Annotated in this window: 16 protein-coding genes; all 16 read left to right on the plus strand. The window is 54.4% G+C overall.

The features are described 5' to 3' along the window. Positions 1 to 75: 75 nt before the first annotated feature. The 16 genes from secY (at position 76) to K3729_05425 (ending at position 13,878) form a co-directional block, all read left to right on the plus strand. Positions 76 to 1,437: a preprotein translocase subunit SecY gene (gene secY, locus K3729_05350; protein ID UWR00204.1), complete on the plus strand. Its 1,362-nt coding sequence runs from the start codon at positions 76 to 78 to the stop codon at positions 1,435 to 1,437. After that, positions 1,434 to 2,012, plus strand: coding sequence for an adenylate kinase (locus K3729_05355; GenBank protein UWR00205.1), 579 nt, complete (start codon positions 1,434 to 1,436; stop codon positions 2,010 to 2,012). The genes secY and K3729_05355 overlap by 4 nt, the downstream gene beginning before the upstream one ends. Beyond that, the gene (locus tag K3729_05360; GenBank protein UWR00206.1) at positions 2,013 to 2,255 is read left to right on the plus strand and encodes a hypothetical protein; all 243 of its coding nucleotides are present in this window, start codon (positions 2,013 to 2,015) and stop codon (positions 2,253 to 2,255) included. It abuts the gene before it with no gap. 205 nt (positions 2,256 to 2,460) lie between these two features. Continuing rightward, positions 2,461 to 2,829 (plus strand): 30S ribosomal protein S13, encoded by a 369-nt coding sequence (gene rpsM / locus K3729_05365; GenBank protein UWR00207.1) that lies wholly within the window; start codon positions 2,461 to 2,463, stop codon positions 2,827 to 2,829. Between the two features lie 15 nt (positions 2,830 to 2,844). Next, on the plus strand, positions 2,845 to 3,234 hold the full coding sequence (rpsK, locus tag K3729_05370) for a 30S ribosomal protein S11 (protein UWR00208.1): 390 nt from the start codon (positions 2,845 to 2,847) through the stop codon (positions 3,232 to 3,234). Between the two features lie 109 nt (positions 3,235 to 3,343). Continuing rightward, positions 3,344 to 4,360 (plus strand): DNA-directed RNA polymerase subunit alpha, encoded by a 1,017-nt coding sequence (locus K3729_05375; protein UWR00209.1) that lies wholly within the window; start codon positions 3,344 to 3,346, stop codon positions 4,358 to 4,360. Between the two features lie 139 nt (positions 4,361 to 4,499). Then, a complete protein-coding gene (rplQ, locus tag K3729_05380; protein UWR00210.1) occupies positions 4,500 to 4,913 on the plus strand; it encodes a 50S ribosomal protein L17 in 414 nt (137 codons plus the stop codon). 90 nt (positions 4,914 to 5,003) lie between these two features. Continuing rightward, a complete protein-coding gene (locus K3729_05385) occupies positions 5,004 to 6,314 on the plus strand; it encodes a replication-associated recombination protein A (GenBank protein ID UWR00211.1) in 1,311 nt (436 codons plus the stop codon). Further along, entirely contained in the window at positions 6,311 to 6,661 is a 351-nt protein-coding gene (crcB, locus tag K3729_05390; protein UWR00212.1) for a fluoride efflux transporter CrcB, read from the plus strand. Before K3729_05385 ends, crcB begins: the two co-directional genes overlap by 4 nt. Beyond that, positions 6,658 to 7,710: an RluA family pseudouridine synthase gene (locus tag K3729_05395; protein UWR00213.1), complete on the plus strand. Its 1,053-nt coding sequence runs from the start codon at positions 6,658 to 6,660 to the stop codon at positions 7,708 to 7,710. The genes crcB and K3729_05395 overlap by 4 nt, the downstream gene beginning before the upstream one ends. Continuing rightward, positions 7,703 to 8,380, plus strand: a complete 678-nt coding sequence (locus tag K3729_05400; GenBank protein ID UWR00214.1) for an HAD-IA family hydrolase — start codon at positions 7,703 to 7,705, stop codon at positions 8,378 to 8,380. The genes K3729_05395 and K3729_05400 overlap by 8 nt, the downstream gene beginning before the upstream one ends. Further along, positions 8,377 to 9,087 (plus strand): ATPase, encoded by a 711-nt coding sequence (locus K3729_05405; GenBank protein UWR00215.1) that lies wholly within the window; start codon positions 8,377 to 8,379, stop codon positions 9,085 to 9,087. The genes K3729_05400 and K3729_05405 overlap by 4 nt, the downstream gene beginning before the upstream one ends. Positions 9,088 to 9,310: 223 nt before the next feature. Then, a complete protein-coding gene (locus K3729_05410; protein ID UWR00216.1) occupies positions 9,311 to 10,330 on the plus strand; it encodes an amino acid ABC transporter substrate-binding protein in 1,020 nt (339 codons plus the stop codon). Between the two features lie 148 nt (positions 10,331 to 10,478). Further along, on the plus strand, positions 10,479 to 11,756 hold the full coding sequence (locus K3729_05415; protein ID UWR00217.1) for an ABC transporter permease subunit: 1,278 nt from the start codon (positions 10,479 to 10,481) through the stop codon (positions 11,754 to 11,756). A 1-nt stretch (position 11,757) separates the two neighbouring features. Next, complete coding sequence (locus K3729_05420) at positions 11,758 to 13,074, plus strand: amino acid ABC transporter permease (GenBank protein ID UWR00218.1); 1,317 nt, start codon at positions 11,758 to 11,760, stop codon at positions 13,072 to 13,074. A 54-nt stretch (positions 13,075 to 13,128) separates the two neighbouring features. Continuing rightward, positions 13,129 to 13,878, plus strand: coding sequence for an amino acid ABC transporter ATP-binding protein (locus K3729_05425; protein UWR00954.1), 750 nt, complete (start codon positions 13,129 to 13,131; stop codon positions 13,876 to 13,878). Positions 13,879 to 13,919: the final 41 nt, after the last annotated feature.

Genomic DNA, 13,919 nt, shown 5'->3' on the forward strand with positions numbered 1-13,919 from the left:
CATACCAAACTCAAGTTTTCCCAAACGCCGCCACTCGGGAAACCGTGGCGGCGTTTTTCATGAGAAGAGACCCATATGGCATCCGCAGCAGAGCAAATGGCATCCAACATGAGCTGGGGGGCGTTCGGCAAAGCAACTGAGTTGCGCCAGCGTATCCTGTTCACACTTGGCCTTTTGATCGTTTACCGTCTTGGCACATTCATTCCGGTTCCCGGTATTGATGGTGCTGCCCTTCGTTCCTTTATGGAGGACGCCCAAGCCGGTATCGGTGGCATCCTGTCGATGTTCACCGGTGGTGCGCTATCCCGCATGGGGATTTTTGCCCTTGGGATCATGCCGTATATCTCTGCATCCATTGTGATCCAGTTGCTGTCCACAATGTATGAGCCGCTGAAAAACCTAAAAAAAGAGGGTGAGCAGGGGCGTCGCAAGATTAACCAATACACCCGTTACCTGACCGTGATCGTGGCGACAGCACAGGCCTTTGGCCTTGCCGCATCGCTCGAGGCGGGTGGGCTTGCGTCCAATCCGGGACTGTTCTTCCAAGCGTCGTGCATCATTACGATTGTTGGCGGGACGATGTTCCTGATGTGGCTGGGTGAGCAAATCACCGCACGCGGCATCGGTAACGGTATTTCCTTGATCATCTTCGTCGGCATTATTGCCGAGGTTCCAGCGGCGCTTGCGCAGTTCCTGTCACAAGGCCGGTCCGGTGCGATCAGCCCTGTTGTGATCGTCGGTGTTATTCTGATGGTGATCGCGGTTCTGACGTTTGTTGTGTTCATGGAGCGCAGCCTGCGTAAGATCCACATCCAGTACCCACGTCAACAACGCGGTATGAAGGTCTACGATAGCTCGTCGTCCCACCTGCCGATCAAGGTGAACCCTGCAGGCGTTATGCCAGCGATCTTTGCATCCGCATTGCTGTTGCTGCCCACAACGATCAGCACGTTCTCTGGCGGGTCAACAAACCCTGTGATGTCGACCATTCTGGCCTACTTTGGCCCAGGTCAGCCGCTTTACCTGATCTTTTTCTCAGCGATGATTATCTTTTTTACGTATTTCTACACCAAAGAAGTTGCGTTCAAGACGGAAGAAGTCGCCGAGAACCTGAAGAACCAAAACGGTTTTGTGCCCGGTATTCGTCCCGGTAAAAAGACCGCTGATTATCTTGATTATGTTGTGAACCGTATTCTGGTTCTTGGTTCCGGCTACCTTGCTTTGGTTGCCCTGATGCCAGAGATCATTCGTTCACAGCTGTCCATCCCGTTCTACTTTGGCGGCACGTCGATCTTGATCATTGTGTCTGTTGGTATGGACACGATCCAGCAAATCCAGTCACACCTTCTTGCACATCAGTACGAAGGCCTGATTGAAAAATCGCAACTCCGTGGTAAACGCGGTGGAGCAAAACGTAAGGGACCGTCACGCCGATGAATATTATTCTGCTTGGACCGCCAGGAGCGGGCAAAGGAACACAAGCCTCCATCTTGGTCAAAGAGCGGAATATGGTTCAACTCAGCACCGGTGACATGCTGCGCGCAGCAAAGACATCGGGCACCGAGATGGGCAAAAAGGTTGCTGCCGTTATGGACGCTGGCAACCTTGTGACGGACGAGATCGTGATCGGTTTGATTCGCGAACAGCTAGAAGTTCAGAAAGACGCGAACGGTTTTATCTTTGACGGTTTCCCACGGACATTGGCGCAGGCCGACGCGCTGGGTGAACTGTTGGCAGAGATGGGCGAGACGCTGGATCACGTAATCGAGCTGGAAGTAAACGAAGATGTGCTTGTGCAGCGTATCCTTGGTCGTGCGGCAGAAGCCGTGGCTGCCGGTGGCACCGCCCGTGCTGACGACAATGAGGAAAGCCTGAAGATCCGCCTGATGGCCTACTACAAGCAAACTTCACCGCTGATCGGGTATTACTATGCCAAAGGTGATTTGAAGTCTGTCGATGGGTTGGCGTCAATGGAAGACGTGGCGGCTAGTATCAAAGCATCTTTGGCGTAAATGCAGGACTTTCTGGGGTTAGCGAATGAATGCGCATTAGAAGCCGGTGCGCTGCAGAGATGCTCCAAGCATCCTGACTTTTATATCACGGGAGAAAACAGCGACGCCGAAGCCGCTGCCTTCGTGTTGTTGGTTGATAAAGTTGCTGCGATGAATCTGAGTGTAAATGCAGATTTGGTACTGCAACCTGCTCTCATTTTTGCTCTGCAATTGGCCTATGATGAGTGTCCTGATTGTTGTTGAGGCCGGATTGCGATGTAGGTCTTGACCGCTCACGTAATCACTCCTAAACACCCCCATCCCTTAGGGGAATCATTTTGCGGTGAATGGGTCGCCCCCGACATCCGTAAGCTACCTCGATATGACGCAGCCCGGCGCCTTTAGGTCCGGGCTTCCGTTGTGAAAAAAGGGTCTGGAACCACGGACCCGCAACGTAAAGGAAATGCACGTGGCACGTATTGCTGGCGTAAACATCCCTACAGGAAAGCGCGTTCCAATCGCACTGACCTACATCACCGGAATCGGCTCTACCACAGCTGTTCAGATCTGCGACGCGATCGGTATCGATCACACACGTCGTGTCAACGAACTGTCTGACGCAGAAGTCTTGAAAGTCCGTGAATACATCGACGAAAATCTGACTGTTGAAGGCGACCTGCGCCGCGAAGTTCAGATGAACGTGAAGCGTTTGATGGACCTCGGTTGCTACCGTGGCCTGCGTCACCGTCGTAACCTTCCTGTGCGCGGTCAGCGTACATCCACAAACGCGCGTACTCGCAAAGGCCCTGCAAAGGCCATTGCTGGTAAGAAGAAATAAGGGAGGGCTGATATCATGGCACGCGAAGCTAAACGCACCAAGAAGAAGGTCTCCAAGAACATCGCCGCTGGCGTTGCTCACGTGAACTCTTCGTTCAACAACACAAAAATCCTGATCTCCGACGTACAGGGCAACGCCATTTCATGGTCGTCCGCTGGTACAATGGGCTTTAAAGGCTCACGGAAGTCCACACCTTACGCAGCTCAGATGGCTGCTGAAGATGCGGGCAAAAAAGCACAAGACCACGGTGTGAAAACACTGGAAGTCGAAGTGCAGGGTCCAGGTTCTGGCCGTGAGTCCGCATTGCGCGCTCTGGCTGCTATCGGTTTCAACATCACATCTATCCGTGACGTGACGCCAATGGCACACAACGGCTGCCGCCCACCAAAGCGCCGCCGCGTCTAAGCGAATTACCCGTGATGGGGCTGTGCATTTGCACGGCCCCATTCCGTCATTTTGAAACCTCGGGCGTTTGCCTTTTGATCATGAAAGGTAGACTGGAATGGAGGGACACATGATCCACAAGAACTGGGCTGAATTAATCAAGCCAACACAGCTGGAAGTGAAGCCGGGTAATGACCCAGCACGCCAAGCCACTGTAATTGCCGAACCGCTTGAGCGCGGCTTTGGTCTGACACTGGGCAACGCCCTGCGTCGTATTCTGATGTCATCCCTTCAAGGTGCTGCCATCACTGCCGTTCAGATCGACAACGTTCTGCACGAGTTTAGCTCTGTGTCCGGTGTACGTGAAGACGTAACTGACATCGTGCTTAACCTCAAAGGTGTGGCGATCCGTATGGATGTCGAAGGCCCTAAGCGTTTGTCAGTACAAGCCAAAGGTCCAGGTGTTGTCACTGCTGGTGACATCTCTGAAACCAACGGTATCGAAGTGCTGAACAAAGATCACATCATCTGTCACCTCGACGATGGCGCTGATCTGTACATGGAACTGACCGTGAATACCGGTAAGGGCTATGTTGCAGCTGAGAAGAACAAGCCAGAAGACGCGCCAATCGGCATGATCTCTATCGACGCGATCTATTCGCCGGTAAAGAAAGTGTCATATGACGTGCAGCCTACCCGTGAAGGTCAGGTTCTGGACTATGATAAACTGACGATGAAGGTTGAGACTGATGGGTCTTTGACACCTGACGATGCTGTCGCTTACGCGGCCCGCATTCTGCAGGACCAGCTGTCCATCTTCGTCAACTTCGACGAGCCTGAATCAGCACAAGCTGGCGCAGACGATGACGGTCTTGAGTTCAACCCGCTGCTTCTTAAGAAAGTGGACGAGTTGGAACTGTCTGTTCGTTCCGCGAACTGCCTGAAGAACGACAACATCGTTTACATCGGTGATCTGATCCAGAAAACCGAAGCTGAAATGCTGCGCACACCGAACTTCGGTCGGAAGTCTTTGAACGAGATCAAAGAAGTCCTGTCCGGCATGGGTCTGCACCTCGGCATGGACGTTGAGGACTGGCCACCAGACAACATCGAAGATCTTGCAAAGAAATTCGAAGATCAGTTCTAAGACATTGGGCGGGTTTTCGGACCCGCCCATGCACGACAATGCCGGCAATGACCGGGAAAATATGGGCAATCACGCCCCAACAGAGTGGGGGACACGCATCCCTTGCCGTACAAAGCATAAAGCACTTTAGGAGACTGACATGCGCCACGGACATGGTTACCGTAAACTGAACCGTACACACGAGCACCGCAAAGCGATGTTCGCAAACATGGCTGGTTCTTTGATCGAGCACGAGCAGATCAAAACAACACTGCCAAAAGCAAAAGAATTGAAGCGCGTGATCGAAAAGCTCGTCACGCTCGCAAAGCGCGGCGACTTGCACGCACGTCGTCAGGCAAACGCACAGCTGAAGCAAGAAATGCACACAGCACGTTTGTTCGAAATCCTCGGCCCACGCTACAAAGACCGCCAAGGTGGTTACGTGCGTGTGATGAAAGCGGGCTTCCGCTACGGTGACATGGCGCCAATGGCGATCATCGAATTCGTAGACCGCGACGTTGATGCAAAAGGCGCAGCTGACAAGGCACGTCTGGCAGAGTCCGACGCAGAGTAAGCCAATCGGCTAAGTATTCGGAAAAGCCCCGTGCATCCCGCGCGGGGCTTTTTCTTTGTCTCCTTTAGGTTTAGCGCATAGGTTCCCGTTATGGCTGATCTTTTTGAAACCTCTGCGGCGACACCCGCTGCTGGACCCCGCCCATTGGCAGATAGACTACGCCCACAGTCGTTGGGCGACGTCATTGGTCAGGAACAGGTCCTTGGGCCTGATGCGCCTTTGGGCATTATGTTGTCGTCGGGATCGTTATCATCCCTGATTTTCTGGGGCCCGCCTGGCGTCGGGAAAACGACGATCGCGCGTTTGCTCGCGAACGAATCCGATCTGCATTTTGTCCAGATTTCCGCGATCTTTACGGGTGTGCCTGAACTGCGCAAAGTCTTTGAGGCTGCGAAAATCAGACGCCAGAACGGGAAGGGGACGTTGTTGTTCGTGGACGAAATCCACCGTTTTAACAAGGCACAGCAGGACGGGTTTCTGCCGTACATGGAAGACGGCACTATCCTGTTGGTAGGGGCAACAACCGAGAATCCGTCGTTTGAATTGAACGCTGCGGTGCTGTCGCGCAGTCAGGTGCTAATCCTGTCGCGCTTGACCGAGGATGACCTTGAACGATTGGCGCAGCGTGCAGAACGCGAGCTGGATCGAAAGCTGCCGTTAGATGCACAGGCACGTGCCGCTTTGATCGAAATGGCCGATGGTGACGGGCGCGGGTTGTTGAACCTGATCGAACAGATCGCTGCATGGAAGGTTGATGCGCCGCTGACGGCCGATGATCTATCTAAGCGTTTGATGAAACGTGCGGCCAAATACGACAAAACGGGTGATGAGCATTACAACCTAATAAGCGCCTTGCACAAATCGGTGCGTGGCTCTGACCCTGATGCAGCGCTTTATTGGTTTGCACGGATGTTAGCGGGGGGCGAAGACCCGCGATATCTGGCCCGCCGTATCACGCGCATGGCTGTTGAAGATATCGCACTGGCCGATCCGCAAGCGCACCGCGTGTGTCTGGATGCATGGGAAACCTACGAACGGCTTGGGTCGCCTGAGGGGGAATTGGCTTTGGCGGGGGCTGTGACTTATGTCGCGCTCGCCCCGAAATCGAACGCGGTTTACGTCGCCTATAAGGCTGCAATGAATGCCGCGAAGAAACACGGGTCAGAACCGCCCCCCGCGCATATTCTGAATGCCCCAACGACGTTGATGAAAGAGCAGGGGTTCGGCGCGGGCTATGCCTATGATCACGACGCAGAAGACGGGTTCAGTGGCCAGAACTATTTCCCGGAAACGATGAAACGCGGCGAATACTACGCCCCCGTTGATCGTGGCTTTGAGCGTGATCTCAAGAAGCGCGTCGAATATTTTGCGGGACTGCGCGCCAAGAGGGCGAAGTCATGACTGTCGTGTCCGTCGCTCTAGGTGGCGCAATCGGGGCGGTGTTGCGGTATTGGGTGGGGCTGGCTGTCGCTTTCCCGCTCGGGACGCTGACCGTCAATGTCGTGGGATCACTGATTATTGGAATCGTCTGGGCCTACGTCAATGCAAAGGGCCTGCACGCGTGGTTGCCGTTCATTATGACCGGTTTATTGGGCGGTTTTACCACGTTTAGTGCGTTTTCCTTGGATACGGTGCGTCTGATCGAGGCGGGAAGGCTGGCGGCGGCTGGTGGATATGTTATGGCGTCCGTTCTGTTATCGCTGGCGGCCTGTGTCGTCGGCCATTGGATGATTAGGGGCACGCTATGAGCGGCGTACAAACACGGGTCGTGGGACCAGACGAAGGTGATCAACGCGTTGACCGTTATTTGCGGCGCTTGTTTCCGCATGTGACCCAAGGCCGGATCGAAAAGATGTGCCGCAAAGGCGAGGTCCGCGTTGACGGTGGCCGTGTGAAGTCGAATTCACGCGTTGAAGTTGGCCAGAAAGTTCGTATTCCCCCATTGCCGACCGAAGAAGAAGCTGCAGCAGCTGCGCGGCTGAACAAGCACGGCGTCACCAAGGCTGATGCGAAGCTGATCCAGTCCTGTGTGATTTACCGCGACGCCGATATGATCGTGATCAACAAACCTGCGGGCCTTGCCACGCAAGGTGGCACGAACACGACGCGCCACGTAGACGGGCTGTCGGAAGCGTTGATGTATGATTACGACGAAAAGCCGCGTTTGGTGCATCGTCTTGATAAGGATACGTCGGGCGTGCTGGTTTTGGCCCGCACCCGTATGGCTGCGCGTGCTTTGACCGAAAACATGAAGCACCGCGAAACCCGCAAGATTTACTGGGCGGCGATTGCCGGTGTGCCGCATCCACGTGCTGCGACCATCAAATACGGTCTGATGAAAGCTGGCGGCGGACGCGGCGGCGAAAACGAAAAGATGGTGTGCATTCACCCCGATGAAGTTGCCAAGACCGAAGGCGCGAAACGTGCCACGTCTGACTACGCCGTCATGGATACACTTGCATCGCGTGCGTCGTGGTGTGCGCTGGTGCCGATTACGGGCCGGACGCATCAGCTGCGCGCTCATATGGCCGAGATTGGTCACCCGATTGTCGGTGATGGCAAATACGGCGGGTCCGAGCAGGAAAACCTTGGCGATGGCTGGGGCGCGGGCATGGGCAGCGAAATCGGCCGCAAGATGCATTTGCATGCACGCAGCTTGAAGATTGAACATCCGACGACCGGTGCGGTCATGGATTTCATCGCACCACTTCCAGAGCATATGCAAAAGACGTGGGATTTTGTCGGGTGGAAAGTCAGCCACGCCCCCGCTGATCCGTTCAATATGCCAGATGCCTGAACCGCGGCTTGTCATCTTTGACGTGGACGGCACCTTGGTCGATAGCCAAGAGATGATCGTCGCGGCCTTCACGCATGCCTATGCTGGACTTGATCTTGCGCCACCGCCCCGCGATCAGATGTTGCGGTTCGTTGGGCGGTCCCTCGAGCTGATTTTTCCAGAATTGTCGCCTGAACTCGACGCGCCGCTGCACGACAAACTAACACAAGGCTACCGTGACGCGTATTTCCATCTGCGCAAGACACGCGGCAGCAACGCGACCTCGCCATTGTATCCAGGGGCGATGCAGGCACTTGAAACGCTACGGGCGCAGGATTGGACGTTGCTTGCGGTTGCGACAGGGAAATCCAAGCGCGGCCTTGATAAGCTGATCGAAGGATATGGGCTTGAGGGCTATTTTCTGAGCCAACAAGTGGCCGACTTTCATCCGTCAAAACCACATCCCGCGATGGTGCAGGCATGTCTGAACGAAACAGGCGTCGCCGCTGACCGCACCGTCATGATCGGTGACACGACATTTGATATCGACATGGGGCGTGCCGCCGGCGTGAAAACAATTGGTGTTTCTTGGGGGTATCATCCGGTTGAGACCTTGCAAGCCGACACAATCATCCACAGCTTTGATGCGCTTCATAGCGCGATAGACGATCTAATAGGACTTGAGACATGAGCGACTGGGCCGCGAAACGCTTTTGGAAAACGACAGCAGCCGTTGAATGTGACGGCGGCTATGCGATTGAACTGGACGGGCGTCCTGTCAAAACCCCTGCAAAGGTGGCGTTGGTTGTGCCAACCGCTGATATGGCGGCTGCGGTGGCGTCTGAATGGGACGCGCAGGTGGATTTGATTGATCCCACGACGATGCCTGTGACGCGCGGTGCGAACGCGGCAATCGATAAGGTGTCCGTACAAAAGGCCGAAGTGGTCGAAATGCTGGCCGCCTACGGTGACAGTGATTTGCTGTGTTACCGTGCGGCGGGCCCTGCGGAATTGATCGCGCGCCAAGCGGATCATTGGGATCCATTGTTGCAGTGGGCAAAGGGACGATTTGATGCCGGCCTGAAAAGCGCAGAGGGCGTTATGCATGTCCCACAGGACGGTGGTGCGCTGACGCGCCTGAAAGCTGAGCTGGATGCGATGACGCATTTCGAGATCGCGGCTGCCCACGATTTGATCAGCTTGTCGGGGTCGCTTGTCATCGCACTGGCGGTGATCGATGGTCATTTAAGCGAAGAAGACGGGTGGGCCGTGTCGCGCGTCGATGAAGAATGGCAGTTTGAACAATGGGGTGACGACGACGATGCGCGTGCGCTCGAATCTGTTAAACGCCAAGCTTTTTTTGATGCTGCTAATTTCTACAAAATGGCCCGGACCTAGCGTCACCTCTCGTTAGACGGGTGTGCGAAAGCCGTCGTTTGAGGCGTTTGCGTATTTTGATAGCAAATTTGTCTGAGAATCCCTTGACGATTCCCGATGATTCCTCCCACTCTAGGGCAGTTAAAGGCGGGGTGTCCCGTCTGGAGCTTCATAACTATCCCTGAAGGGATGGAACAAAACCGCCCGAACGGGAGTAAGGGCGGAAACTCAGGAAGAGGTAACAATGAAAAAAACCGTATTTCTCGGCGCACTCACGGTCGCTGGTCTGGCTGCAGCATCTGCATCCGCGGCAACACTGGATGACGTCAAAGAGCGCGGCAAACTGAACTGTGGTGTGACCACAGGTCTTGTCGGTTTTGCGGCACCTGATGCGAACGGCGAATGGGCTGGCTTTGACGTTGCAGTCTGCCGCGCAGTTGCAGCTGCAGTTCTTGGCGACCCAACTGCCGTTGAATTCGTTCCAACAACTGGTCAGACACGCTTCACAGCGCTGGCGTCCGGCGAAATCGACATGCTGGCACGTAACACCACATGGACATTCTCACGCGACACAGACCTCAAGTTTGATTTCGTAGGCGTGAACTACTACGACGGCCAAGGCTTCTTGATCCCGAAAGAGCTGGGCGTTGCCTCTGCTAAGGATCTGGACGGCGCGACTGTATGTATCCAAACTGGTACAACAACAGAGCTGAACCTTGCTGACTTCTTCCGCGTCAACAACATCTCTTACGAGCCTGTGCCGATTGAAACAAACGCAGAAGGCCAGCAGCAGTACCTTGCCGGTGCTTGCGACGTTTACACAACTGACGCATCCGGTCTTGCTTCGACACGTGCGACATTTGAAAATCCAGACGATCACGTTCTGATGCCAGAAATCATCTCCAAAGAGCCACTTGGCCCGCTGGTACGTCACGGTGATTCCGAATGGGGCGACATCGTACGCTGGACACTGAACGCACTGATCACAGCTGAAGAGCTGGGTGTGTCTTCATCCAACCTTGCTGAGCTGTCCGCAGCTGCAACTGACAACCCAGAAGTTAACCGTTTGCTCGGTACTGAAGGTGAGTTGGGCGCGATGATCGGTCTTGACGCTGGTTGGGCTGCTGCCGCTATCGGCGCAGAAGGCAACTACGGCGAGATCTTCGAGAAGAACATCGGTGAGAACACACCAATTGGTCTTGCTCGTGGTCTGAACGCACAGTGGACCGAAGGCGGCCTGCTGTATTCACCACCATTCCGCTAAATCCGGAATACGAAGGGCCCGGCATAACGTCCGGGCCCTTCGGCTTTAAGATTTAAGACGACATTACAAAAACAGCATCTCGCGCCTTGATAGATCCACATAAGTGGACATGAGGCGATAAAAATAACGAGACGCCCGGGAGATCATCATGTCCGTCATGACCGACCCGCCGAAACCTGCGTTTCGGCCCAGTCAGCTTATTTACGACACCCGCTACCGTTCCATCACGATCCAAGTTGTTGCCCTTGCGCTTATCGGCGCGGGTCTTTGGTGGTTGGTGAACAATACGATCAGTAACCTGAATGCCCTTGGCAAAGACTTTGACTTTGGCTTCTTAGGTCAATCAGCCGGTTACGACATTAACCAGATGCTGATCGAATACACCAACCAAGATACACATGGCCGCGCAGCGTTCGTGGGTATTCTGAACACGCTTTTGGTCGCCTTTTTGGGCTGTGTCACAGCGTTGGTTCTTGGGGTTCTGGCCGGTGTCGCCCGTCTATCGAAAAACTGGGTGATCAGTTTCTTGATGGCCGTCTACGTCGAAGGATTCCGCAACGTACCATTGCTGTTGTGGATCATTTTGATTTTCGCGGTTGTCACCGAAGCGACCCCGCAACCGCGTGACTTCCGTGGTGATACACCCGAAGCCAGCATGCTGTTGGGCGATAGTGTCGCGATCACGAACCGCGGCACCTATATCCCAGCAATTGGTTTCACACGGTCGCTGAGTGGTAACGAAGCTGTCGCGCCGCAAGAAGGTCTGGCCCCTGTGGCATCCGGCGGTATCGACTGGATCTTGGTTCTGGGCACATTGGCTGCAAGCATCATCGCAATTCGCTTTGTGAATGCCCGTGCCAACCGTATTCAAGAGCAGCATGGTGATCGGCCAAATACAACTTGGACCAACCTCGCTATCTTCTTTGTGCCAATCGGGATTGTTTTCCTCATCCTTGGTGCAACGATCGTGAAGCCGTACCTGAAAGGGTTCAACTTTACGGATGGTGTCCACCTGCGGAACTCTTTGATCGCGCTTTGGATTGCGTTGTCGCTGTATACGGGTGCGTTTATCGCTGAAACTGTACGTGCCGGTATTCTGTCTGTGTCCAAAGGTCAGTCCGAGGCCGCATTTGCGTTGGGTATGCAGCCCGGTCGCACGATGAGCCTTGTGATCTTGCCGCAGGCTTTGCGCGTGATCATTCCGCCGCTGATTTCGCAGTTCCTGAACCTGACCAAAAACTCGTCACTGGCGATTGCGGTGGGGTACATGGATGTGCGTGCAACCTTGGGCGGGATCACGATTTCCCAAACGGGGCGCGAATTGGAAGGCATGCTGATGCTGGGTGGGTTCTACCTGATCCTGTCGCTGCTGATTTCCACTGCGATGAACATCTACAACAACTCAACTAAACTGAAGGAGCGGTAGGATGTCTGATACACACGCACAAACCGTCTCTTATGTCCGTGATACGATGTTGCCAGAAACGTCGCCTCCTACGACCGAAGTGGGGGCCGTGAAGTGGCTGCGCGAGAACCTGTTCTCAAGCATCACCAACACGGTTCTGACGCTCCTGTCGATCTTTGTGATCTACTGGATCCTGTCCCATGTCGGGCCTTGGATGTTGGGTGGTATCTGGAATGCCGGATCCTTGTCCGAATGTCGCGAGATCCGCGACGCGACTGTGGGATCCGATCACGGCGTTGCCTGTTGGGCGGTGCTAAGTGATCGTTGGCACCAATTGCTGTTCGGCTATTACCCAAGCGAATTGTACTGGCGTCCGATCCTTGCCTTGATCCTTTTCTTGGGCGGACTGGCACCTGTTCTGTTCGACAAAGTGCCGCGCAAGATGTTCATCCTTTCAGCAGTCGCACCATTCTTGTGCTTCTGGCTGTTGTGGGGCGGGTCCATCTGGCTGCCGATCTCTATCGCTTTGGGTTTTGTCGTCGGCTACGTCGCTTACGGACCTCTCACCAAAACGTTCGGATCATTGGCTGGGATCATCGGAGCCATCGTATTGCCGTTGCTTTACTGGCTGTTCCTGTCAGGTCCGGTCTACGCTGGGCTTGACAGCGTTTTGCCAATTGGGATCGAATTTGTCGAATCTCGTGCGTTTGGTGGGTTCATGCTATCCGTGGTCATCGGCCTGTCAGCCATCGTGCTGTCGTTGCCGCTGGGCATTCTGTTGGCGCTTGGTCGTCAGTCAGACCTGTTCATTATCAAGACATCCGCTGTGGTGTTCATTGAAGTGATCCGGGGCGTTCCACTGATCGTGTGGTTGTTCACAGCCCAGTTGCTGTTGAACTACTTCCTGCCACCGGGGACAAATTTTGACCTGACGCTTCGGGTGATCATCATGGTGACCTTGTTCTCAGCCGCTTACATCGCGGAAGTTATACGGGGCGGTTTGGCGGCTTTGCCAAAAGGTCAGTACGAAGGTGCCGATAGTTTGGGTCTGTCTTACTGGCAGTCCATGCAGCTGATCGTCCTGCCGCAGGCCTTGAAAATCTCGATCCCGGGTATCGTGAACACCTTTATCGGGTTGTTCAAAGATACGACGCTTGTGGTCTTTATCGGCCTGTTTGACCCGCTTGGGATTGCCTCTGCGATCCGCGCCAGCACTGACTGGAACGGTATCTACTGGGAGCTCTTCATCTTTATTGGCGCTATGTTCTTCATCTTCTGCTTTAGCATGGGCCGTTACTCACTCTACCTGGAGAAAAAACTCCAGCGTGAAAACCGATAGGAGGGTTTGGATATGTCAGACCTCGCAACTGATCGCGCAATTGATCGTTCCAACATGCAGGTGTCCGATGAGGTCGCCATTGAAATCAACGGGATGAACAAGTGGTACGGCACATTTCACGTGCTGCGCGACATTAACCTGACCGTGAACCGTGGCGAACGGATCGTGATTTGTGGACCTTCCGGGTCCGGTAAATCCACATTGATCCGCTGTATCAACCGTCTGGAAGAGCACCAGAAGGGTCAGATCATCGTCGATGGGACAGAGTTGTCGTCAGACCTTAAGAACATCGACAAGATCCGGTCGGAAGTTGGTATGTGTTTCCAGCACTTCAACTTGTTCCCGCACCTGACGATCCTTGAGAACTGCACACTGGCCCCGATTTGGGTGCGCAAAACGCCCAAGAAGGAAGCCGAAGAAATCGCGATGCACTACCTTGAGAAGGTGAAAATTCCTGATCAGGCGCTGAAGTATCCGGGCCAGTTGTCCGGTGGTCAGCAGCAGCGTGTGGCGATTGCCCGTTCGCTTTGCATGAAGCCACGGATCATGTTGTTCGATGAACCGACATCCGCGCTTGACCCTGAGATGATCAAGGAAGTGCTCGATACGATGATCGAGCTAGCCGAAGAAGGCATGACCATGCTTTGCGTGACGCACGAGATGGGATTTGCCCGTCAGGTGGCCAACCGCGTGATTTTCATGGACCAAGGTCAAGTCGTTGAACAGAACGAACCAGAAGAGTTCTTTAACAACCCGCAATCCGAGCGGACACAGTTGTTCTTGAGCCAGATTTTGGGCCACTAAGCTTTCAGCTTAGGCCGTTCTACATGGATAAACGAAGGGGC

Source organism: Rhodobacteraceae bacterium S2214, assembly GCA_025141675.1.
GTDB lineage: Bacteria > Pseudomonadota > Alphaproteobacteria > Rhodobacterales > Rhodobacteraceae > Yoonia.

Coding starts and splice junctions, on each gene's coding strand:
- K3729_05410 (UWR00216.1), top strand. CDS start 9,311: ATGAAAAAAACCGTATTTCTCGGCGCACTCACGGTCGCTGGTCTGGCT.
- rpsK (UWR00208.1), top strand. CDS start 2,845: ATGGCACGCGAAGCTAAACGCACCAAGAAGAAGGTCTCCAAGAACATC.
- K3729_05360 (UWR00206.1), top strand. CDS start 2,013: ATGCAGGACTTTCTGGGGTTAGCGAATGAATGCGCATTAGAAGCCGGT.
- rplQ (UWR00210.1), top strand. CDS start 4,500: ATGCGCCACGGACATGGTTACCGTAAACTGAACCGTACACACGAGCAC.
- K3729_05420 (UWR00218.1), top strand. CDS start 11,758: ATGTCTGATACACACGCACAAACCGTCTCTTATGTCCGTGATACGATG.
- K3729_05415 (UWR00217.1), top strand. CDS start 10,479: ATGTCCGTCATGACCGACCCGCCGAAACCTGCGTTTCGGCCCAGTCAG.
- K3729_05395 (UWR00213.1), top strand. CDS start 6,658: ATGAGCGGCGTACAAACACGGGTCGTGGGACCAGACGAAGGTGATCAA.
- secY (UWR00204.1), top strand. CDS start 76: ATGGCATCCGCAGCAGAGCAAATGGCATCCAACATGAGCTGGGGGGCG.
- K3729_05355 (UWR00205.1), top strand. CDS start 1,434: ATGAATATTATTCTGCTTGGACCGCCAGGAGCGGGCAAAGGAACACAA.
- K3729_05425 (UWR00954.1), top strand. CDS start 13,129: ATGCAGGTGTCCGATGAGGTCGCCATTGAAATCAACGGGATGAACAAG.
- K3729_05405 (UWR00215.1), top strand. CDS start 8,377: ATGAGCGACTGGGCCGCGAAACGCTTTTGGAAAACGACAGCAGCCGTT.
- K3729_05400 (UWR00214.1), top strand. CDS start 7,703: ATGCCTGAACCGCGGCTTGTCATCTTTGACGTGGACGGCACCTTGGTC.
- K3729_05375 (UWR00209.1), top strand. CDS start 3,344: ATGATCCACAAGAACTGGGCTGAATTAATCAAGCCAACACAGCTGGAA.
- K3729_05385 (UWR00211.1), top strand. CDS start 5,004: ATGGCTGATCTTTTTGAAACCTCTGCGGCGACACCCGCTGCTGGACCC.
- crcB (UWR00212.1), top strand. CDS start 6,311: ATGACTGTCGTGTCCGTCGCTCTAGGTGGCGCAATCGGGGCGGTGTTG.